This is a genomic window from Cloacibacterium sp. TD35, assembly GCF_028864635.1.
Lineage (GTDB): Bacteria > Bacteroidota > Bacteroidia > Flavobacteriales > Weeksellaceae > Cloacibacterium.
Genome location: NZ_CP104850.1, coordinates 514328 through 535953 on the forward strand (window position 1 = coordinate 514328; position 21626 = coordinate 535953).

Consider the following 21626-nt stretch of genomic DNA (forward strand, 5'->3'; position numbering starts at 1 on the left):
TGTGCGAAAATACATAATTTTAAGATAATAGAGAAATTTTATCACTCATTTTCATTCGTTTATATTTATTTTTTAAAGGATTTTACGGAAGTCTATCTGGCAAATATTTTACAATCGATCACCTTTTTGAAAATCAGTTCGGTTTTCTAAAACAAAAAAAGGAAAATTTGTCCATAAAAACTCTTGGCATAGCTATTGCGAATATTATAGTACTCATTATTTTAGGCAAGAAAATTTCGAATCTTGTCTTTATAATTGATTTATATACTTTAAAAATGACAAATTGTCATTCTAATTTTTAAATTATGATTGAAATAGAAGATATCGCTTTTGAAAATTTTTTAGACGAAAATTTTAGTATCGTAGCAAACGAGCAAAAACAAACCAAAGAAGAAAAAGCGCAAGAGATTTTTCCGATTCTACCTGTTAGAAATATGGTGATGTTTCCGAAAGTGGTTATCCCAATCACAGCGGGAAGAGAGAAGTCTATCAAATTATTAGAAGAAGCACAAAAAAATGGCCAACTGATAGGAATTTTGAGTCAAAAACGCTCTCATCAAGAAAATCCTACTGAAAAAGACCTTTACCAAATAGGAACTGTTGCTAAAATCATTAAAATCATCAAACTTCCTGATGGTAATATTTCTGCAATCACGAGAGGAATTCAGCGCTTCAAGGTAAAAAACTTCATTGAAACCGAACCTTATTTCACCGCAGAAATAGAAAAATTAAAGGATTCTTCTACCAAAAAGAAGGAAGAATATGAAGCTTTAATAGACAATATCAAGGATTTAGCGATTAAAATCATAGAAATAGACCCTAATATTCCTGGCGCAGCCAATTTTGCCATCAGAAATATTGAAGGACAAGAAGATTTACTGAATTTCATCTGCGTAAATGCAAATTTCTCTTCAGAAAATAAACAAAAACTTCTTGAAGAAAAATCATTGATGAAGCGTGCAGAATTATGCTATGAACTGATGCATGATGATTTCAGAAGATTAGAACTTAAAAATCAAATTCATCAGAAAACTTCTCGCGATTTAGATAAACAACAGAGAGAATATTTTCTGAACCAACAAATCAGAACGATTCAAGAAGAATTAGGCGGTGGAACCGAAACAGATGTAGATGAACTAAAGAAAAAAGCAGAAAAAATTTCTTGGAAACCAGAAATTCAAGAACATTTCGAGAAAGAACTGAAAAGACTTCAGCGTCATAATCCCAATTCGCCAGATTATAATGTACAGAGAAATTATCTAGATTTCTTCACAGATTTACCTTGGAATTCATATTCTAAAGACATTTTTGATATTCCAAAAGCTGAAAAAATCTTGAATAAAGACCATTTCGGTTTAGAAGACATCAAAAAAAGAATTTTAGAACATATGGCGGTTCTGAAATTGAAAAACGACATGAAATCTCCGATTTTGTGTTTAGTTGGTCCTCCTGGAGTTGGTAAAACTTCCCTCGGAAAATCTATTGCAGATGCTCTTGGCAGAAAATATGTAAGAATGAGTTTGGGCGGTCTCCATGACGAATCAGAAATCCGTGGCCACAGAAAAACATACATCGGCGCAATGGCAGGAAGATTACTGCAAGCCATCAAAAAGGCGGGAACTTCTAATCCAGTTATCGTTTTAGACGAAATAGATAAACTCGGACAAGGAATGCATGGCGACCCTAGTTCTGCGCTTCTCGAAGTACTAGACCCAGAACAAAACCACAGTTTTTATGATAATTTCTTAGAAATTGGGTATGATTTGTCAAAAGTAATGTTCATTGCTACTGCCAATTCGCTTTCTAGCATTCAAACGCCATTGTTAGACAGAATGGAAGTCATTCAACTTTCGGGATATACGATTGAAGAAAAAGTAGAAATCGCAAAACGCCATTTGATAAAAAAGCAAATGGAAGAAACTGGATTGCAAAAAAACGCCTATAAACTTGGAAATAAAGAACTTGCACATGTAATAGAAGCCTTCACCAGAGAAAGTGGTGTGAGAAATTTAGAAAAACAAATCGCTAAAATTTCGCGTTGGGTTGCCCTACAAATCACCATGAATAAAGAATACGACCCAAAAATTTCCATTCAAAAAATTGATGAAATTCTTGGCGTTCCTATGTCTAAAAACTTCTCAGAAATGATGGATGTTCCAGGTGTAGTCACAGGCTTAGCTTGGACCTCAGTTGGCGGCGATATCTTATTCATAGAGAGTATTTTAAGCAAAGGAAAAGGTAACCTCACGATGACAGGAAATCTAGGAAATGTCATGAAAGAATCTGCAACCATTTCGCTAGAATACATCAAAGCAAAACACGAAAGTTTAGGCATTTCTTTAGAAGATATTGAGAATAAAAATATTCACGTTCACGTTCCAGAAGGCGCCACTCCGAAAGATGGACCAAGCGCAGGAATTGCAATGCTAACCAGTATGGTTTCCAGCTATTTAAACAAAAAAGTAAAACCACATATGGCAATGACTGGCGAAATTACTTTAAGAGGAAAGGTGCTTCCAGTTGGCGGAATTAAAGAAAAACTTTTGGCTGCAGTAAGAGCCGAAATTAAAGAAGTGATTCTTTGTGAAGAAAACAGAAAAGATGTTTTAGAAATCAACCAAAACTATCTTAAAAATCTAAAAGTTCATTACGTGAAAACCATGAAAGAAGTAGTGGAATTAGCGATTGAGAAATAATTTTACAAATTCATATTAACATAAAAACAACCTGCAAATCTGTGGGTTGTTTTTTTTACAAAATATTGATATTCTATAATTTATATTGCAAACCAAGTTTACAAAAACAAAAAATCGCTTTTACAAACTTTACAAGAATCTTGTGCTCAACTTTGAGGAAGTCTAACCACAAAAAACATTAAACAATGAACACAAAATTCCAAAAATTGGTTTTCGCAATCTTTATTTTGGCTGGATTATTTTCTTGTCAAAAATCTGAAAGCGTAGCTGCCGAATACGAAAGCGCTGCCATGACTGTAGATTCTACTTCCGTTCAAAATGACAAAGTTTCTTACGCTGCTTCTCAAAAAATTCTAGACAAAAAATTTGTAAAAACTGCAGAAGTCAGCATGGAAGTAAAAGATGTTTACGAAGCCACAGTTCACATAGAAAATGCACTGAAAAATCTCGGTGGATTTGTTACCAAAAGTGAATTACAAAGTCAAGTTATCGGAGAAGAAACTTATAACACTTCTGACCAAAATGCGGTTTTACTCAGAAAATTCAACTCTTACAATAAGATGCAAGTAAGAGTTCCTTCGGAAAAATTAGGCGCATTTCTCAATGCTATAAATGACCGAAAACTTTTTTTGAACACTAGAATTATTTCGGCTGAAGATGTTACCAACAATGCTAAAATTGCAGAACTTGAACTTAAAAAAATCAATAAAACAGGCGAAGTTATTTCTCAAATGAAAACCAATGAAAAGAAAGCAAACCTCACCGAAGAAAATGAAGAGAAAAATAACACACAACAAATTGAAAATCTAAACCTTGCAGATAATATAAAATACAGTACTGTAGATATTTACATTAAAGAGCCAAAAGTAAGAATCGCCGAAATTGCCATTACCAACACACAATTTTACGACAATAAATACCAAGTTAACTTCTTCTACGAAGCGAAATCTTCTCTCCTTAACGGATTTTATTTCGTGCAAAAATTTTTCGTTTTCTTACTGAATTTCTGGCCTTTATTCGTGGGAATTTTAATTGTAATTTATTTTGTAAAGTATAATCTCACTACTCTTATGTTTCCGAAAAAGATTTCAAAATCTGAGAATATCGAAAAGTGATACTAATGAATGTTTTCTGTAATTTTAGGAACCCAAATTATTAAGATTTGATAAAAGACAATCATCACTAAAAAGAAAGCAAAAGCATATTCTTCTAGTTTTTTAAAATGAGTATATAAGTTTTGTAATCCTTGATTTTGATTATTACTTTCTGTGAAATTTTTCATTCTGAAATCCATAATTTTTCTCATGAAAAATAAAATGGGAATCACAAAAGAAAACATTAAAATCAATGCAATCTTGAAAGCTGGAAATTTTTGCTGAAAATTTTCAAAAAATAAAAAACACAAAACAGTCAAAAAAAGTAAGCCTAGAGAAAGATATAAATAATTTTTATTGAAGTCAACCAATCTTGTAAAATAGGAAAAAGACGTAAAACCTAAAGAGATTACCGTAAAAGATAAAAGTATTTGAAAAATCACGTTATTATTTTTCTCAAAGATAACAAAATTCATAAAATCTTAAAGCCCTGAAATTTTTCGGGGCTTTTATTTTTGCGTAAATTTGCACGGACTTTGTCCGCTTTATGAAGATGAATAAACTGTAAATTTTAGTTGTTAAACCTTAAACCAAAAGAATTATGTTACCAAAAATAAATCCAGAAAACACACAAACTTGGAAAGCACTCAACGAACATTTTGCACAAAATGATTTTGACCTAAGAACGCTTTTTCAAGAAAACGCTGAACGTTTCCAACAGTTTTCAGTAAAAAAAGAAAATTATCTTTTTGATTTTTCTAAAAATTTAATTGACCAAAAAGCATTTGATTTATTGCTTCAATTGGCAGAAGAAACACAATTGAAAGCTGCCATCAATGCTATGTTTTCTGGTGAAAAAATAAATGAAACCGAAAAAAGAGCAGTTCTTCACACTGCTTTGAGAGATTTTTCTGACAAAGAAATCCTTGTAGACGGCGAAAACATAAAACCAGGAATCAAAAAAGTTCTTGACCACATGAAAGCTTTCTCTGAAAAAGTAATTTCTGGAGAGCACAAAGGTTTCAGTGGAAAAGAAATTACTGATGTGGTAAACATTGGAATTGGAGGTTCTGATTTAGGACCTGTAATGGTAGTTTCGGCGCTTAAACACTTCAAAACCAGATTAAATGTACATTTCGTTTCGAATGTAGACGGAAATCACATGGCAGAAGTAGTGAAAAACTTAAATCCAGAGACTACACTTTTCATCGTAGCTTCTAAAACTTTCACTACTCAAGAAACCATGACCAATGCAAATTCTGCTAAATCTTGGTTCTTAAAAGCTGGAAAAGAAGAAGATGTAGCAAAACATTTTGTAGCTTTATCTACTAATATTCAAGCGGTTAAAGCATTCGGAATTGCAGAGGAAAATATTTTCGAGTTCTGGGATTGGGTTGGCGGAAGATATTCACTTTGGAGTGCTATTGGTTTAAGCATCGTTCTAGCGGTGGGTTATAAAAATTTTGAAAATTTATTAAAAGGAGCTTACGAAACCGATGTACATTTCCAAACGGCAGATTTTAAAGAAAACGTTCCTGTTTTAATGGGACTTTTGGGAATTTGGTACAGAAATTTCTTTGATGCAAGTTCTTATGCTATTTTACCGTACTCTCAATATTTAGATAGATTTGCAGCGTATCTTCAACAAGGAGATATGGAATCTAACGGAAAATCAGTAGACAGAAATGGCGAATATGTAACCTATCAAACTGGCCCAATTATTTGGGGAGAACCAGGAACAAATGGTCAACATGCTTTCTATCAATTGATTCATCAAGGAACAGAATTAATCCCTGCAGATTTTATCGCTTATGTAAAATCTTGCAACGAAGTTTCTGACCATCAAGAAAAATTATTGGCGAACTTTTTCGCTCAAACTGAGGCACTTGCATTCGGAAAAAGCGAAGACGAAGCAAGAGCAGAATTGGTAAAAGAAGGAAAATCTGAAGAAGAAATTGAAAAATTAGTGAAATTCAAAACCTTCATGGGAAACACTCCTACTAATTCATTCTTTATCAACGAACTAACTCCATTTTCACTAGGACAACTCATAGCACTTTATGAACACAAAATCTTCGTACAAGGTGTGATTTGGAATGTGTTTAGTTTTGATCAATTTGGGGTAGAATTAGGAAAAGTTTTAGCAGGAAAAATCCTACCAGAACTTACTGATAATGAGAAAATAAACTCTCATGACTCTTCTACAAATGGTTTAATAAACTATTTCAAAGAAAATAAGTAAATTTGAAATAAATCTAAAAAGTAAATAAAAAAGAAAAAAACATGGCACAAATTCTCGACGGTCTAAAAGTTTCTAAAGAAATAAAGGCTGAAATTAAAGCAGACGTAGAAAAAATTATTGCAAGCGGTAAAAGAGCTCCTCATCTCGCAGCAATTTTAGTAGGAAACAATGGAGCGAGCGAAACATACGTTGCCAGCAAAATAAAAGATTGTAAAGAAGTAGGGTTTACCTCATCGCTTTACAGATTTTCGAGCACTGCTTCTGAAGCTGAAGTTTTAGAAAAAATTGCAGAGCTCAATGTAGACCCAGAAATTGACGGATTCATCGTTCAGTTGCCTTTACCAAAACAAATGGATCAAGAAAAAGTAATCATGGCGATTAATTCTCATAAAGATGTAGATGGTTTTCACCCAGAAAACTTTGGAAGAATGGCACTCGAAATGAGTACTTTTTTACCGGCTACACCATTCGGAATTCTCACATTACTAGAACGTTATAACATTGAAACCAAAGGTAAAAACTGTGTAATTATAGGTAGAAGTAAAATCGTAGGAAGACCGATGTCTATCTTAATGGGAAGAAAAGATTTCCCAGGAAATGCTACGGTTACAGTAACACACTCTTACACTCCACACATTGAGGAATTTACCAAAAATGCAGACATTGTGATTACTGCATTAGGAGATCCAAAATTCTTAAAAGAAGATATGATTAAAGATGGCGTAGTGATTGTAGATGTAGGAATTACCAGAGTAGAAGATGCTAATGCGCCCAAAGGTTATAGAATTGTAGGAGACGTAGATTTTGCTAGTTGTGAGAAAAAAGCAAGTTGGATTACCCCAGTTCCGGGAGGAGTTGGACCAATGACCAGAGCGATGTTATTAAAAAATACTATTTTAGCATACAAACACACGATTTATAAAGATTAAGAATTGGATTTAACAAAAGAAATATTATTAAAAGAAGGAAAAATGCTCCCAGTGATGGAGCATTTTTACACTTTACAAGGAGAAGGTCACCACACCGGAAAAGCTGCTTATTTTATAAGATTAGGAGGTTGTGATGTAGGTTGTCATTGGTGTGACGTGAAGGAAAGTTGGGACCCAGAATTACATCCTTTAATGGATACTATAGAAATTGCCGAAACAGCTGCAAGCTATTGTAAAACCATTGTTCTAACAGGTGGAGAACCACTGATGTGGAATTTAGAAATTTTGACCAAAAGATTAAAGGAATTGGGTTGCCAAATTCACATCGAAACTTCTGGAGCTTATGATATGAGTGGAACACTTGATTGGATTACGCTTTCCCCTAAGAAAACAGGCTTACCAAAAGAAGAAATTTACAAAGTAGCTAATGAGCTGAAAATCATAGCATTTAACAACCATGATTTCACCTTCGCAGAAGAACAAGCTGCTAAAGTATCTGAAAACTGTAAATTGTATCTGCAAAGTGAATGGAGCAAAAGAAACGAAATGTACCCAAAGATTACAGACTTTATTTTAGCAAATCCGAAATGGCAAGCTTCTGTACAAACACATAAGTATCTTAATATTCCATAAATTAGTAGCATTGTAAGACTCTATTTTCTAAAACATGCAAAAATTAAGATATTCTAGATATTTTAAAAGCGCCATCATCATCCTTGATATTTTTATTGTGGCTGCCGTTTTTGTGTTCTTTTTTCTGATGAGACACAAATACGTTTTAGAAAAAGTAAGAAAAGAAGAAAATTTTTTATCTCTTGTATTATTGAGTCTTTTTTGGATTCTTTTAAGCGGAAGAACAAAACTATATTCCATTCCCAGAAACCTTACGTATACCCTTTATCTAGAAAGAATTATCACACACATTTTCATTTTTTTATTGGGGATTTTGCTTTTGGCCAAAGTAAGTAATAATGAATTTCTGAAAGATGAGAGGTTCTTGATAACCTTTACCCTTTTTATTACCTTTTTTATAGTTAAATCATTCATTTTCTTTTCTTTAAAGTACATAAGACTTCAAGGGAAAAACTATAGAAATGTAATGTTTATTGCAGAAAATTCATCATCTGACATTTTAAAAGACATTATTACACATCGTAAAGATTATGGATACAGAGTGTACGAATTTCTAAATGATGACATTACCATCACTAAACTCCAAAATTTTTGGAGAGAAAAAGAGATTCACACGATTTTTATCCCTTATGAAAATAATTTGAACCAAAATCTACTTGAAGAAATAAACAGAGAAGCTGAAAATGACAAAATAAAAATTTCTTTAATCCCTTCTGCAATTCATAATGAGTTTTTTCAATACGATTTGGGATATATTGAAACACAAACTATTTTAACACCTTCTAAATTTCCTTTAGATTACTATAGCAATGCTATTATTAAACGAATATTTGATTTTACATTCTCTTTACTGGTTTTAATTTTTATTGCAAGCTGGTTATTCCCCATCATTGCATTATTGATTAAATTAGACAGTAAAGGAAGTGTGTTTTTTGTTCAAAAAAGATATGGTTTTCATGATGAAGTTTTCGAATGCATCAAATTCAGAACTATGGTTGAAAACAATGAATCTACCACCAAAACCACTTCGCAAAACGATAGTAGAATTACAAAAATTGGTAGATTTCTAAGAAAAACAAGCTTAGATGAAATGCCCCAATTTATCAATGTTTTAAAAGGAGATATGTCTGTAGTAGGACCTAGACCACATATGCTATTGATTGATGAGTTCTACAAAGCAAAAATTGGTAGATATTCTGTAAGGAGCTTGGTACAACCTGGCATTACAGGCCTTGCCCAAGTAAGTGGTTTACGCGGTGATACTGGCGATATGGAAATAGAAATGAAAAAGAGAGTTATCGCAGATTCTTTTTACGTAAAAAATTGGAGCCTTACTCTAGATATTGTTATCATTCTTAAAACCATTTTATTAGTGATAAAAGGTGATCAAAAAGCCATTTAAAACAATAAATTGAAATTCTATAAAATTATTAATCCTAAAAAATGTAACTTCGCACGGTTATGTTAAAACTTTTAAGCGCAATAGGGCAATACTTTTTACTTCTGGGTAAAGTAATTAAAAAACCTCAAAAAAAGCAAGTTTTCTTTAAACTTCTCATGAGAGAAATAAATGACTTGGGAGTAAATTCTTTTGGCCTTACTTTATTCACCTCTATATTTGTGGGAGCTGTCATTGCAATACAGATGTATAATAATTTTAGAAACGCAACAATTCCTATTCCTGCACCTTTTATTGGGTATGCTACCAAGGTGGTCCTTATTCTAGAATTTGCCCCTACTATCATCTCTGTTATTTTAGCGGGAAAAGTAGGTTCATATATTACTTCAAGCATTGGTACGATGAGAGTTACAGAGCAGATTGATGCTTTAGATATTATGGGAGTAAATTCTGCCAATTTCTTAATCTTACCTAAAATTCTTGCCAGTGTAATTTTCAATCCAATATTGATAGCCATCAGCATTGTTTTTGGAATATGGGGAGGACATCTCGCAGGAGTAGCCACAGGAAACTGGTCTAAAGCAGACTACATTACAGGAATACAAATGTATATGCCACAATTTTATATTTGGTATGCTTTTTTAAAGACCGCTGTTTTTGCATTCCTAATTGCTACCATTCCAGCATTTTTTGGTTACAAAGTAAAAGGAGGCTCATTAGAAGTAGGTAGAGCCAGTACACAAGCTGTGGTTTGGACGATTGTAGCTATTATCATTGCCAACTTAATATTAACTCAAATGTTCTTAAGCTAATGATAGAAGTAAAAGATTTAAGAAAAAGTTTTGATGGTGTGGAGGTTCTAAAGGGAATTACCACCACCTTCGAAACCGGAAAGGTAAACTTAGTCATAGGGCAATCAGGTTCAGGAAAAACTGTATTTCTGAAAAGTTTACTTAATGTTTTTGAACCCACAAGCGGACATATTTTATTTGACGGAAGAGATATTGTAGGCATGTCTCGTCAAGAAAAAGAAGCATTGAGAGCAGAAATCGGGACCGTATTCCAAGGAAGCGCACTATTTGACTCAATGACCGTTCAAGACAATATTATGTTTCCTCTAGATATGTTTACCAACCTTACTTTTACAGAAAAGAAAAAGAGGGTGAAGGAAGTAATAGGCAGAGTGCACTTAGAAAATGCAGAAAAAAAATTTCCATCTGAGATTTCAGGAGGAATGCAGAAAAGAGTAGCCATTGCAAGAGCAATTGTTAATAACCCAAGATATTTGTTTTGTGACGAACCAAATTCTGGGCTAGACCCTTTTACAGCAAATGTTATAGATGATTTAATTGCAGAAATCACCGAAGAATATAATACCACTACGATTATAAATTCTCACGATATGAATTCTGTAATGACAATTGGCGAGAAAATTGTATACTTGAGAAAAGGCATCAAAGAATGGGAAGGAACAAAAGATATTTTAATCACCTCAGACAATAATTATCTGATAGATTTCGTTTATTCTTCAGAATTATTTAAGGAATTAAGAGAATACCTTATCCAAAACAACAAAACAAGTATAGATAACATTATAACACCAATAGAAAATGAAACAGATTAAGAAAATACTTAGCACATTATTTGTAACCGCATCATTGCTGTCTTTCTCTCAAATAACTTTCGGAGTGAAGGCCAATATGCTTTATCAGGCTGATAAGCCTACTTGGGAGAATATTAAAAACGGAACTACTACGGTTTATCAAGACAAGGGAAAAAATAATGTAGGCTATAATGCTGGTATTGCATTAAAAATTAATACTCCACTGGGCATTTTTATCCAACCAGAATTATATTATACTACATTTAGTAATGAATTTACTGATGTAGCAACTAATACCACCATTGAGGTAAAAAACAACAGAGCAGATTTGCCTGTTTTGGTAGGATATAATCTTTTAGGAAAAACACTTGGCATTTACGCTGGGCCAGTAGCTTCTTACAAGCTTTCTACAGACAATCAATATAATGATTTTAAAGAAAATGCAACCAAAGAATTTACACTTGGCTATCAATTTGGCGCACAAGTTACCATTTCTAAATTAGTAGTTTCTGCAAGATATGAAGGTGCTTTCAGTAATGATCAAAGAGAATTCATTAATACTAATGTATCTTCTAACGAAGTGATTAGATATGACAACAGACCTAGTTTATTAATGTTTGGTTTAGGTTTAAATTTCTAAAATAACATAAAGATTAATAAAAAAAACTCCGCAGCTTCGCTGCGGAGTTTTTTATTTTATAGATTACTATTGTCAGAATCAGTAATATTAGGATTTGGATTTACATTTTGCTGGGCTAGTTCAGCGGCTTGTTTCTCTATTTCTATTTTTTCTTGTTGTAGCTGCTGCCATTCTTTTCTTTTTTGTTCAGCTTTTATAGAAGAGCCTTTACTTACATACCCTACAATTCCTCCTATAATCAACCCTATTCCTACTCCTCCCATTATTCCCATAAAGTGAGAAAGTGTAAATTCTTCTACTTCTAAATTAGTGGTCAAATAGAACAGTAATCCAGAAATACCTAAAAGAAGAATTCCTATAATTGTTAAATTTTTCATTTTAGTTTATTTAAAAAAACCTTCTCAAATTTAAAAAATTTTAAGAAGGTTTATGTTATTTTTTAAAAAATTTTACAATTTACCACCTGCTTGTTTATAATATTCAAGAGCTTGAGGCATATGCTTGTTTAAGTCTGATCTTCTAGTATCTGGACTAGGGTGAGTAGACAAAAATTCTGGCGGTCTTTGAGAATTTGCGGCCTGAGCCTCCATTCTTTCCCAGAAAGGTAGTGACTGTCTTGGGTCATACCCAGCCATTGCCATAATATATAATCCCATTTGATCTGCTTCTAATTCTTGATTTCTTCCATATTTAAGAAGAGCTACTTGCGCTCCAATAGGATATGCCGCTTTAAAAATTTGTTGTAACTTATCATTAGAAATTACCCCTCCTGCTATTGCACCACCATATTGTGCAATCATTGCTTGAGAAATCCTTTCATTACCATGACCCGCTAGAGCGTGAGAAACTTCGTGCCCCATTACTACAGCTATCCCTGTTTCGTCTTTACAAATAGGCATAATACCTGTATAAAACGCTACTTTCCCTCCTGGCATACACCATGCGTTTAATTGCTTGTCTTCCAATAAATTAAACTCCCAGTTATAACCTTGTAAATCTGCTTCTCTACCAATGCCTTTATAGTAATTAATCGCCGCATTTTTTATTCTAATCCCTACATTCTTCACTCTTGTGGCATCTGTAGTATTGGTAATTACTTTAGCTTTAGAAAGTGCGGTTTGATATTCTTGAACTCCCATAGCAGTTAATTGATCATTTCCCACAATCTGAACTGATTTTCTCCCTGTAATGGGATTGGTAACACAAGCAATTAATGCTAATGAAATGGCTCCTGAAGCGATAATAGTTTTTATTTTCATTTTACTGTGATTTAATATTTGAAACAAAATTAAAACAATTTTTATTCCATAAAAAATTATATAGAAATTATATAAAAAAGAAATCAAATCCTGATAAGTTTTGCATTAAATTTGTATTGATAATTAATGATTTAACTCAACACCCATCATATTATGAAAAAATTAATTTATTTGAGTTTTTGTGCAATACTTTCGTTTTTGCATTCGTGTACTTCACAAATCAATATAGATCCTAAGACTTTAGAGGAAATTACAACCTCTAACCAATTTACATTTATGGCGGAAAGAGCCAACCCTACCAATTATGATGTTATCAATGTAATGAATGCTATGCCTAATGGTAATGCTGCTAGAATGCTAGACTTAGACTATGGCTATACAGTGGTGCTCAAAGAAAAAGAGCTAGATGTTAATTTGCCATATTTTGGCAGAATGTACAATCCTAGTTATGATACTTCCAAAAACAGTTACAGATTTACTTCTAAAGATTTTACACTAAGTAAAATTCAAAACAAAAAAGGAAACCTAGTATACACTATTTCGCCTAAAGATGTGCAGCATATAAGAGTGATTTACATAGAAGTATATAAAAACGGAAACGCATATGTTTCTATGGATGCTAATGACAGACAACCTATTTCTTACAATGGTTATTTAATGAAAAATGAAATCTCTAAAAAATAGTTTAGATTTTTTTATTCAATAATCTTTCTACAAAAATTTTGGCTTCAGAACTTGGATTAGACTTCAATTCTGAAGCATTTTTTTTATGGCTTTCAAATTGATTTTCAAGTTCATGGGTAGACTTAGTAGCGCTTAGAATATATTGATGTACCCAATATTCAAATCTTTTTTCAGATTGTATTTTTCTTACTTCTTCTAGCCTTCCTGTATTTATTTTTAAAGAAATGAAATTATTTATTTTTTGATACACCTCATCTAAACCTTCATGATGTAAAGCAGAACCCAACAAAACCGGAACTTTCCAGTCTTTTTCTTTTGGGTGCATAAATTGTAAAGCATGAATAAGTTCTGCACGGTGAGATCTCGCTTCTTTTAAATTTTCTTCGCTCACTTTATTTATAAAAATTACATCTACCATTTCCATCAGACCTCTTTTTATCCCTTGTAATTCATCACCCGTACCTATTACTTTAAGCATCAGAATTACATCTGTAATATCGGCAACCAAAACTTCTGACTGACCTACTCCTACCGTTTCTATCAAAATATAATCATATCCAGCAGCTTCGCAAATGAGCATGGTCTCAAAAGTAGTATTGGCAACTCCGCCTAGAAATCCAGAACTTGGACTAGGGCGAATAAATGCGTTTTCGTCTTTTGCCAACTCTTCCATTCTGGTTTTATCTCCGAGAATAGAACCTTTATTTACAGAAGAACTTGGATCAATGGCTAAAACAGCCACTTTTTTGCCTTGCGAAATGGCATATTTCCCAAAGCTTTCAATAAAAGTTGATTTCCCTGCGCCAGGAACTCCAGTAATTCCTACTCTCACTGATTTCCCTGTGTAAGGCAGAATTTTTTTCAGCAGTTCTTCCGCCAAAACTCTATGCTCTGGCTTTTTGCTTTCGATTAAAGTAATGGCTTTCCCAAGAATTCTTTTGTCTTGGGCTAATATTCCTTGTAAAAGTACTTCTGTAGAAAAATTCATCTTAACAAAATTAAGAAAGTATTTCAAACTATTTCCTAAAAACTTAGAGATTGCTTTAAATAAAATAAAAATAACAAATAAACACCCTTCTCTAATGGAACTGACGCACCCCATAAAGAAAAAAGGCTTCAGAAAACTGAAGCTTTTATGAAAAAATTTGATTTGATATGAAGAACTTTTACTCTGTCTCTGTTGGGATATCTAAATGACTTCTACCATACTTTATGTCTTCAAGACCTCTCAGTATCACTCTTTTTTGCTCGTCACTTAAATCTTCGTCTTTGTGAAATTTATACACCAAGTATTCTATATACTCCAATAATTCCTCTGCCAAATAATCTGGTAAATCTTTTATCAAATTATTAATTTTTTGTAATGTGGTTAATTCCATTTCAATTTAGTTTTTAGGCTTTTATTTGGTGGTATAAAGGTACATTAATACAATTAAAATTCCTCATGAAGTGATATGAATGATTTCAGTGATTTTTGTTAGGTTTTTATATAAAAAAAGGAAACCAAAAATGATTTCCTTATTATGTTATTTTAATTTTTTTTAGATTTCAGAAAAACTTCCTACTTCCTAAATCCTGCATCTAACAAAATGTTTATCCCAAAAACTTCTCCAAAATTTCTACTGCAGATTTCGGTAAATTCGTTCCAGGTCCGAAGATAAAATCAGCGCCATTTGCATACAAGAAATCATAATCTTGCTGTGGAATTACACCACCTACTACAATCGTAATATCATCTGCACCTAATTTTTTCAGTTCTTCCACCACTTGCGGAACCAAGGTTTTATGCCCTGCTGCAAGAGATGAAACTCCCAAAATATGAATATCATTTTCTACAGCTTGTTTCGCCACCTCTTCTGGCGTTTGGAAAAGCGGAGCCACATCTACATCAAATCCCATATCAGCAAAAGCAGTTGCTACTACTTTTGCACCACGATCATGACCGTCTTGTCCCATTTTAGCAACCATAATTCTCGGTCTACGACCTTCTTGGTCCTCAAATTTTTGAGTAAGCACTACCGCTTTTTCAAAATATTCATTTTTACTAGCATTCATAGCATATACACCTGAAATGGTTTTGATATTAGCTTTATATCTTCCGAAATTGCTTTCTAAAGCATCTGAAATTTCACCAAGAGTTACTCTTCTTCTCGCAGCTTCTATACTTAGTGCCAAAAGATTTTTGTCTCTATTTTTAGCCGCCTCACGAATTTCTGTTAAAATTTCTTCTACTTTAGCACTGTCTCGTTCTGCTTTTATTTTTTCTAGTCTTTCAATTTGTTTACGGCGAACTTCTGTATTGTCTATGTCTAGAATTTCAAATTCCGGTTGTTTTTGATTGGTTTTAAAAGAATTTACACCGATGATAAATTCTTCGCCACTATCAATTTTCGCTTGTTTTCTAGCTGCCGCTTCTTCTATTCTCATCTTCGGAATTCCCGCTTCTATCGCCTTGGTCATTCCGCCTTCTTGTTCTACTTCGTCGATATATTTCTGAGCTTCCTCAATCATTTGTTGAGTCAATGCTTCCACCAAATGACTTCCTCCCATCGGATCTACTACATCACATATTCCTGATTCTTGCTGAAGAATAATCTGTGTATTTCTTGCAATTTTTGCAGAATAATCAGTTGGCAAAGCAATCGCTTCATCTAAAGCATTGGTATGCAGTGATTGCGTTCCTCCTAAAGCGGAAGAAAGTGCTTCAATAGCAGTTCTGGTAATATTATTAAACGGTTCCTGTTCCGTCAAAGACCAACCAGAAGTTTGCGAGTGTGTTCTTAGTGCTAAAGATTTTTGATTTTGAGGATTAAATTGCGTCAAAAGATTTGCCCATATATAACGAGCAGCTCTCATTTTGGCAATTTCCATGAAATGATTCATTCCGATTGCCCAGAAAAATGATAATCTTGGCGCAAAATCATCTACATTCATTCCTGCTTTTATCCCCGTTCTTACATATTCCAAACCATCTGCAAGTGTATAAGCCATTTCTAAAACTGGAGTTGCTCCTGCTTCTTGCATGTGATAACCTGAGATAGAAATCGAATTAAATTTCGGGATATTTTGAGAAGTGTATTCGAAAATATCTGCGATAATTTTCATAGATGGCTCTGGTGGATAGATGTAAGTATTTCTCACCATAAATTCCTTCAAAATATCATTTTGGATAGTTCCCGAAAGTTGTTCTTGAGAAACGCCTTGTTCTTCTGCGGCAACAATATAAAATGCCAAAATCGGTAAAACGGCACCATTCATGGTCATAGAAACCGATATTTGATCCAATGGAATTTCATTAAACAAAATCTTCATATCTTCCACAGAATCTATGGCAACTCCCGCTTTTCCCACATCTCCTACCACTCTTGGGTGGTCAGAATCATAACCTCTGTGCGTTGCCAAATCAAACGCAACAGAAAGTCCTTTTTGTCCTGCCGCAAGATTTCTTCTGTAAAAAGCATTAGATTCTTCGGCGGTAGAAAAACCTGCGTACTGACGAATAGTCCAAGGTTTTTGCACATACATCGTAGAATATGGACCTCTCAAATAAGGAGCAATTCCTGCGCTGTAACCTTTTGATTTAAAAGCTTCTGAATCTTCAGAAGTGTAAGAAGATTTTAATTGAAGTCCATCTTTTTCAAAGATATAGTTTTCTGTATTTGAAGTAAATCCAAAATTTTTAAAATCGGGATTTACGTTTTGAATTTTCGTTCTCATTTCATGAAATTTCGATGAGTAAATTTACGATATTTTTAATTTTAAAAAAAAGTGAAATTTTATGTGATTTTGGCTTCTTGGTGGCAAAAACTGTAAAATTGAATATTTGTTAAATTTTAACCTATATCTATATCAAAACAACATCATTTAACCCCAAAACTAGTAATTATTTATAATTATATTAATTTTATTAACTCTTAATCAAAATAATTCACTAACATTAATTATTTGGTCTATTAAATCCCTGTTTTTCCATTCAAAAAATCAAACGAAACCCTAATTTATATCATAATTATTCGTTGTTCTAAGGTAAAATATCTTCCTAACTTTGCTTCGCTTTTTTAACCTTTTTACAAGTAAAATTTTAAGGAAATTAAGCCTAAAAATTACAATTAGAAACAATCAAAAATTAACATTATGGAAGCAACAATTGGTTTTAAACCCGGAGTTTGGCAAAAGGAAATTAACGTAAGTGATTTTATCAGAAATAATTACACAGAATACACCGGAGACGAAAGCTTCTTAACTCCAGCTACCGAAGCTACCAATCAACTTTGGGCAGAGTTATCTGAAATGTTCAAAGCAGAGAGAGAAAAAGGAATTTATGATGCAGAAACCAAAAAGCCATCTCAGATTGATGCTTATGGAGCAGGTTATATTAATAAAAACCTAGAAAAAATAGTAGGAATTCAAACAGACAAGCCTTTAAAAAGAGCTATTTTCCCGAATGGCGGAATTAGAATGGTAGAAGACGGCTTAAAAGCTTACGGTTATCAATTAGACGAAGCAACTAAAGAAATTTTTACCAAATATAGAGTTACCCATAACGAAGGCGTATTCTCTGCTTACAATTCACCGATTAGAAAAGCTAGAAATTCTGGAATCGTAACCGGTTTACCAGACGCTTACGGAAGAGGTAGAATTATTGGTGACTACAGAAGAGTTCCTTTATATGGTGTTGATTTCTTAATTAAAGACCGTCAAGATTATTTCGAAAATATGGATTGTGATGGTATGAACGAAGAAACCGTAAGACTTCGTGAAGAAATCACTATGCAAATCAATGCATTGAAAGCGCTTAAGAGAATGGCAGAATCTTATGGTTTTGACATTTCTAAACCTGCAACCAATGCTAAAGAAGCTATTCAATGGTTATATTTCGCTTATTTAGCAGCTACTAAAGACCAAAATGGTGCTGCAATGTCTATTGGTAGAGTTTCTACTTTCTTAGACATTTACATTGAAAGAGATATTAAAAGAGGCGTTCTTACAGAAATTGAAGCTCAGGAATTAATTGACCATTTCGTAATGAAATTAAGAATCATCCGCTTCCTTAGAACTCCAGAATATGATTCACTTTTCTCTGGTGATCCAGTTTGGGTAACAGAATCAATTGGCGGTTTAAATAAAGACGGCGGTTCTTATGTAACCAAAAACTCTTTCAGATTATTACACACTTTATACAACTTAGGAGCATCTCCAGAACCAAATTTAACTGTTCTTTGGAGCGAAAAACTACCAGAAAACTGGAAAAAATATTGCGCTAAAGTTTCTATCGACACTTCATCTCTTCAATACGAAAATGATGATTTAATGAGAGATTGCTTTAATGACGATTACGGAATTGCTTGTTGCGTTTCTCCGATGACTTTAGGAAAACAAATGCAATATTTCGGAGCGAGAGCTAATTTACCTAAAGCTTTATTATATGCAATAAATGGTGGTATTGATGAATTAACCAAAGTTCAAGTAACTCCAGAAATGCCAAAAGTAGAAGGCGAATATCTAGATTTCGATGATGTTTGGAATAAGTTTGACAAAATGATGGATTGGTTAGCAGAAACTTACATCCAAGCATTGAACATCATTCACTACATGCACGATAAATATTCTTACGAAGCTTATGAAATGGCACTTCACGATGTAAATGTTATCAGAACTCAAGCATGTGGAATTGCAGGAATCTCTATCGTTGCCGATTCTTTTGCAGCTATGAAATACGGAAAAGTAAGAGTAATAAGAGACGAAAACGGAATCGCAGTAGATTATGTAGTAGAAAAACCTTACGTTCCTTACGGAAATAACGATGACAACACCGATAAATTCGCAGCAGAAATTGTAGAAATTTTCATGAATAAAGTAAGAAAACAAAAAACTTACAGAAATGCAATTCCTACACAATCTGTTCTTACCATTACTTCAAACGTAGTTTACGGTAAAAAAACAGGAAATACACCAGACGGAAGAAGAGAAGGTGAACCTTACGGACCTGGAGCAAATCCTATGCACGGAAGAGACACAAAAGGTGCAGTAGCATCACTTGCTTCTGTTGCTAAATTACCTTTCGAACACGCTCAAGATGGTATTTCTTACACGTTCGCAATTACGCCTGAAACGTTAGGAAAAACGCTAGACGAAAAACAAGGAAATTTAGTTGGACTTTTAGACGGATATTTCAACCAAAAAGGTCACCACTTGAATGTAAATGTTTTCAATCGTTCATTGTTAGAAGATGCAATGCAACATCCAGAAAAATATCCTCAATTAACGATTAGGGTTTCTGGTTATGCTGTGAATTTCATCAAGTTGACTAAAGAACAGCAATTAGATGTCATCAACAGAACCATCACAGAATGTTTCTAATTTATATATAACATCAATTATCTTGAAGAAGAGTTAAGAAATTTCTTAACTCTTTTTTTAAGAATATTTATCTTTGAACATGTCAAATCACGGATTTATCCATTCATACGAAACTTTCGGCACCAAAGACGGCCCAGGAATTAGATTTGTCTATTTTCTGCAAGGTTGTCATTTGCGTTGCCTCTATTGTCATAACGCCGATACTTGGAACAAAGGCGAAAAAACCAAAATGTCCGTAGACGAAGCCTTTCACGAGATAGAAAAAGTAAAAGGTTTTATAAAATCTGGTGGCGTTACCGTTTCTGGTGGCGAACCATTAATGCAAGCCAAATTTGTTCTGGAATTATTCAAAAAATGTAAAGAAAACGGCATTCACACTTGTGTAGATACCAATGGTTATTTGTTCAGTGAAGAAATCAAAGAAGTTTTAGAAATTACAGATTTGGTGCTTCTGGACATAAAACACATAGACCCAGAAAAATATCTAAAATTAACTGAAGTAGAACTAGAACCTACGCTTCAATTTATGCAATATTTATCTGAAATCAATAAACCAACTTGGCTAAGATACGTTCTCGTTCCTGATTATACTGACGATGCGGAAGATTTAGAAAATTGGGCGAAATATGTTTCTCAGTTCAAAAATGTAGAACGTGTAGATATTTTACCATTTCACCAAATGGGCGCACACAAATGGAAAGAAATTGGTAGAGCCTATCCTCTAGAAAATTGCCGACCAGCCGATATGGAAGATGTAAAAAAGGCAGTGGAAATTTTTAAGAAATACCATTTACCTTTACCAGATAATCAAAAATAAAAGTCGAGATCATTTCTCGACTTTTTTGTTATTTATCCTATAAATAAGTTTTATATTAAGGTTAAATTTCCTCTTGACCTTTCATTTTTTCTGCATTTTCTGCCATAATCACGGCATCCATCATTTCTTGAATATCGCCATTCATGTAAGCATCTAGATTGTAGATAGATTTATTAATTCTGTGATCGGTAACTCTACCTTGAGGATAATTGTAAGTTTTAATTTTTGCAGAACGGTCACCGGTAGAAACCATTGTTTTACGTTGCGCTGCAATATCCCCAACAACTTCCTGTAACTTAATATCATACAATTTCGCACGAAGCATTTCCATCGCTAACTCTCTGTTCGCCAACTGAGAACGCGCTTGTTGACAAACCACCACAATTCCTGAAGGTTTGTGCGTTAATTGCACTTTTGTTTCTACTTTGTTTACGTTTTGTCCACCCGCTCCACCAGAACGAGAAGTTTGCATCTCAATGTCTGCAGGATTTATTTCCACATCTACTTCTTCAGCTTCTGGTAAAACCGCAATCGTAATTGCCGAAGTGTGCACTCTACCTTGAGATTCTGTCTCTGGAACTCTCTGAACACGGTGAACTCCCGATTCAAATTTCATGATTCCGTAAACGCCTTCTCCCTCTACTTTCATCACGAGTTCTTTGTAACCTTTAGACGCTTCAGAAGAATCGGTAACTTCGTGTCTCCAACCTTTAGTTTTGAAATACATGGTGTACATTCTGTACATATCTTCCACGAAAATAGCAGCTTCGTCACCACCAGTTCCGGCGCGCATTTCTAGGATAATGTTTTTATCATCTGCAGGATCTTTTGGAATCAAAAGAACTTTTAATTCTTCTTCCAAGCCTGGAATTTTTTCTAAAGCTTCGTTTTTTTCGATTTTTGCTAATTCTACAAAATCTTTATCAGAACCATCTGCGATGATTTCGTCTGATTCTTCAATCGTGTTCAAAGCTTGCATATACTCATCAAAAACCTTCACGATTTTTCCTAAATCGCTGTATTCTTTGTTGAGCTGACCATATCTTTTTTGGTCAGTAATGACATCTGGTTGTATAATTAAATCAGCAACCTCGTTATAACGTTGCTTAATTGCTTGAAGTTTTGGGATTAAACTTTTTGACATAGTCTAAAATAATTTGGGTGCAAAGATAAGGAATTTTGCTTGGATGTTAGACGTTAGATGTAAGGATGAAAAAAATCTGCCCAGAAAACTGAACAGATTTTAAATATATTTTGTTTTGCTTTGATA

General features: G+C 33.5%; 19 protein-coding genes. 12 read left to right on the forward strand and 7 right to left on the reverse strand.

All coding sequences use genetic code 11. The annotated features are described in order from the left end of the window. Positions 1–305 precede the first annotated feature (305 nt). On the forward strand, positions 306–2696 hold the full coding sequence (gene lon, locus N7277_RS02255) for an endopeptidase La (protein ID WP_274780140.1): 2391 nt from the start codon (positions 306–308) through the stop codon (positions 2694–2696). Positions 2697–2881: 185 nt separating this feature from the next. Next, entirely contained in the window at positions 2882–3811 is a 930-nt protein-coding gene (locus tag N7277_RS02260) for a DUF4349 domain-containing protein (protein WP_274780141.1), read from the forward strand. Positions 3812–3813: 2 nt separating this feature from the next. On the opposite strand, the gene N7277_RS02265 is transcribed toward N7277_RS02260, so the two are convergent. Further along, positions 3814–3978: a hypothetical protein gene (locus tag N7277_RS02265; RefSeq protein WP_274780142.1), complete on the reverse strand. Its 165-nt coding sequence runs from the start codon at positions 3976–3978 to the stop codon at positions 3814–3816. Positions 3979–4391: 413 nt separating this feature from the next. Between N7277_RS02265 and pgi the strand changes: the two genes are divergently transcribed. The 7 genes from pgi to N7277_RS02300 are packed head-to-tail and all read left to right on the forward strand — an operon-like array spanning position 4392 to position 11236. Beyond that, positions 4392–6032, forward strand: coding sequence for a glucose-6-phosphate isomerase (gene pgi, locus N7277_RS02270; RefSeq protein WP_274780143.1), 1641 nt, complete (start codon positions 4392–4394; stop codon positions 6030–6032). A 41-nt stretch (positions 6033–6073) separates the two neighbouring features. Then, positions 6074–6961 (forward strand): bifunctional 5,10-methylenetetrahydrofolate dehydrogenase/5,10-methenyltetrahydrofolate cyclohydrolase, encoded by an 888-nt coding sequence (locus tag N7277_RS02275; protein WP_274780144.1) that lies wholly within the window; start codon positions 6074–6076, stop codon positions 6959–6961. 42 nt (positions 6962–7003) lie between these two features. Then, a complete protein-coding gene (locus N7277_RS02280; protein WP_446715132.1) occupies positions 7004–7594 on the forward strand; it encodes a 7-carboxy-7-deazaguanine synthase QueE in 591 nt (196 codons plus the stop codon). Between the two features lie 34 nt (positions 7595–7628). Next, positions 7629–8996 (forward strand): exopolysaccharide biosynthesis polyprenyl glycosylphosphotransferase, encoded by a 1368-nt coding sequence (locus N7277_RS02285; RefSeq protein ID WP_274780146.1) that lies wholly within the window; start codon positions 7629–7631, stop codon positions 8994–8996. 59 nt (positions 8997–9055) lie between these two features. Continuing rightward, positions 9056–9805, forward strand: coding sequence for an MlaE family ABC transporter permease (locus N7277_RS02290; RefSeq protein ID WP_274780147.1), 750 nt, complete (start codon positions 9056–9058; stop codon positions 9803–9805). Further along, positions 9805–10617, forward strand: a complete 813-nt coding sequence (locus tag N7277_RS02295; protein ID WP_274780148.1) for an ABC transporter ATP-binding protein — start codon at positions 9805–9807, stop codon at positions 10615–10617. Before N7277_RS02290 ends, N7277_RS02295 begins: the two co-directional genes overlap by 1 nt. Next, positions 10604–11236 (forward strand): outer membrane beta-barrel protein, encoded by a 633-nt coding sequence (locus N7277_RS02300; protein ID WP_274780149.1) that lies wholly within the window; start codon positions 10604–10606, stop codon positions 11234–11236. The genes N7277_RS02295 and N7277_RS02300 overlap by 14 nt, the downstream gene beginning before the upstream one ends. 56 nt (positions 11237–11292) lie before the next feature. Here N7277_RS02300 and N7277_RS02305 read toward each other — a convergent pair whose 3' ends face one another. Continuing rightward, positions 11293–11613, reverse strand: coding sequence for a hypothetical protein (locus N7277_RS02305; RefSeq protein ID WP_274780150.1), 321 nt, complete (start codon positions 11611–11613; stop codon positions 11293–11295). Positions 11614–11685: 72 nt separating this feature from the next. Next, entirely contained in the window at positions 11686–12495 is an 810-nt protein-coding gene (locus N7277_RS02310) for a M48 family metallopeptidase (RefSeq protein WP_274780151.1), read from the reverse strand. A 153-nt stretch (positions 12496–12648) separates the two neighbouring features. Between N7277_RS02310 and N7277_RS02315 the strand changes: the two genes are divergently transcribed. Further along, complete coding sequence (locus tag N7277_RS02315) at positions 12649–13179, forward strand: DUF4251 domain-containing protein (protein WP_274780152.1); 531 nt, start codon at positions 12649–12651, stop codon at positions 13177–13179. 1 nt (position 13180) lies between these two features. On the opposite strand, the gene meaB is transcribed toward N7277_RS02315, so the two are convergent. The 3 genes from meaB to scpA form a co-directional block, all read right to left on the reverse strand. Then, the gene (gene meaB, locus N7277_RS02320; RefSeq protein ID WP_274780153.1) at positions 13181–14167 is read right to left on the reverse strand and encodes a methylmalonyl Co-A mutase-associated GTPase MeaB; all 987 of its coding nucleotides are present in this window, start codon (positions 14165–14167) and stop codon (positions 13181–13183) included. A gap of 178 nt (positions 14168–14345) precedes the next feature. Next, entirely contained in the window at positions 14346–14558 is a 213-nt protein-coding gene (locus N7277_RS02325; protein ID WP_274780154.1) for a DUF2281 domain-containing protein, read from the reverse strand. 214 nt (positions 14559–14772) lie between these two features. Further along, the gene (gene scpA / locus N7277_RS02330; RefSeq protein ID WP_274780155.1) at positions 14773–16896 is read right to left on the reverse strand and encodes a methylmalonyl-CoA mutase; all 2124 of its coding nucleotides are present in this window, start codon (positions 16894–16896) and stop codon (positions 14773–14775) included. Between the two features lie 417 nt (positions 16897–17313). Between scpA and pflB the strand changes: the two genes are divergently transcribed. Next, complete coding sequence (pflB, locus tag N7277_RS02335; RefSeq protein ID WP_274780156.1) at positions 17314–19539, forward strand: formate C-acetyltransferase; 2226 nt, start codon at positions 17314–17316, stop codon at positions 19537–19539. A gap of 79 nt (positions 19540–19618) precedes the next feature. Beyond that, positions 19619–20356 carry a pyruvate formate-lyase-activating protein gene (gene pflA, locus N7277_RS02340; protein WP_274780157.1) on the forward strand — a complete coding sequence of 246 codons (738 nt, stop codon included), beginning with the start codon at positions 19619–19621 and terminating at the stop codon, positions 20354–20356. Positions 20357–20417: 61 nt separating this feature from the next. Here the strand turns inward: pflA and prfA are convergent, their stop codons facing one another. After that, on the reverse strand, positions 20418–21500 hold the full coding sequence (prfA, locus tag N7277_RS02345; protein ID WP_213190368.1) for a peptide chain release factor 1: 1083 nt from the start codon (positions 21498–21500) through the stop codon (positions 20418–20420). Positions 21501–21626: the final 126 nt, after the last annotated feature.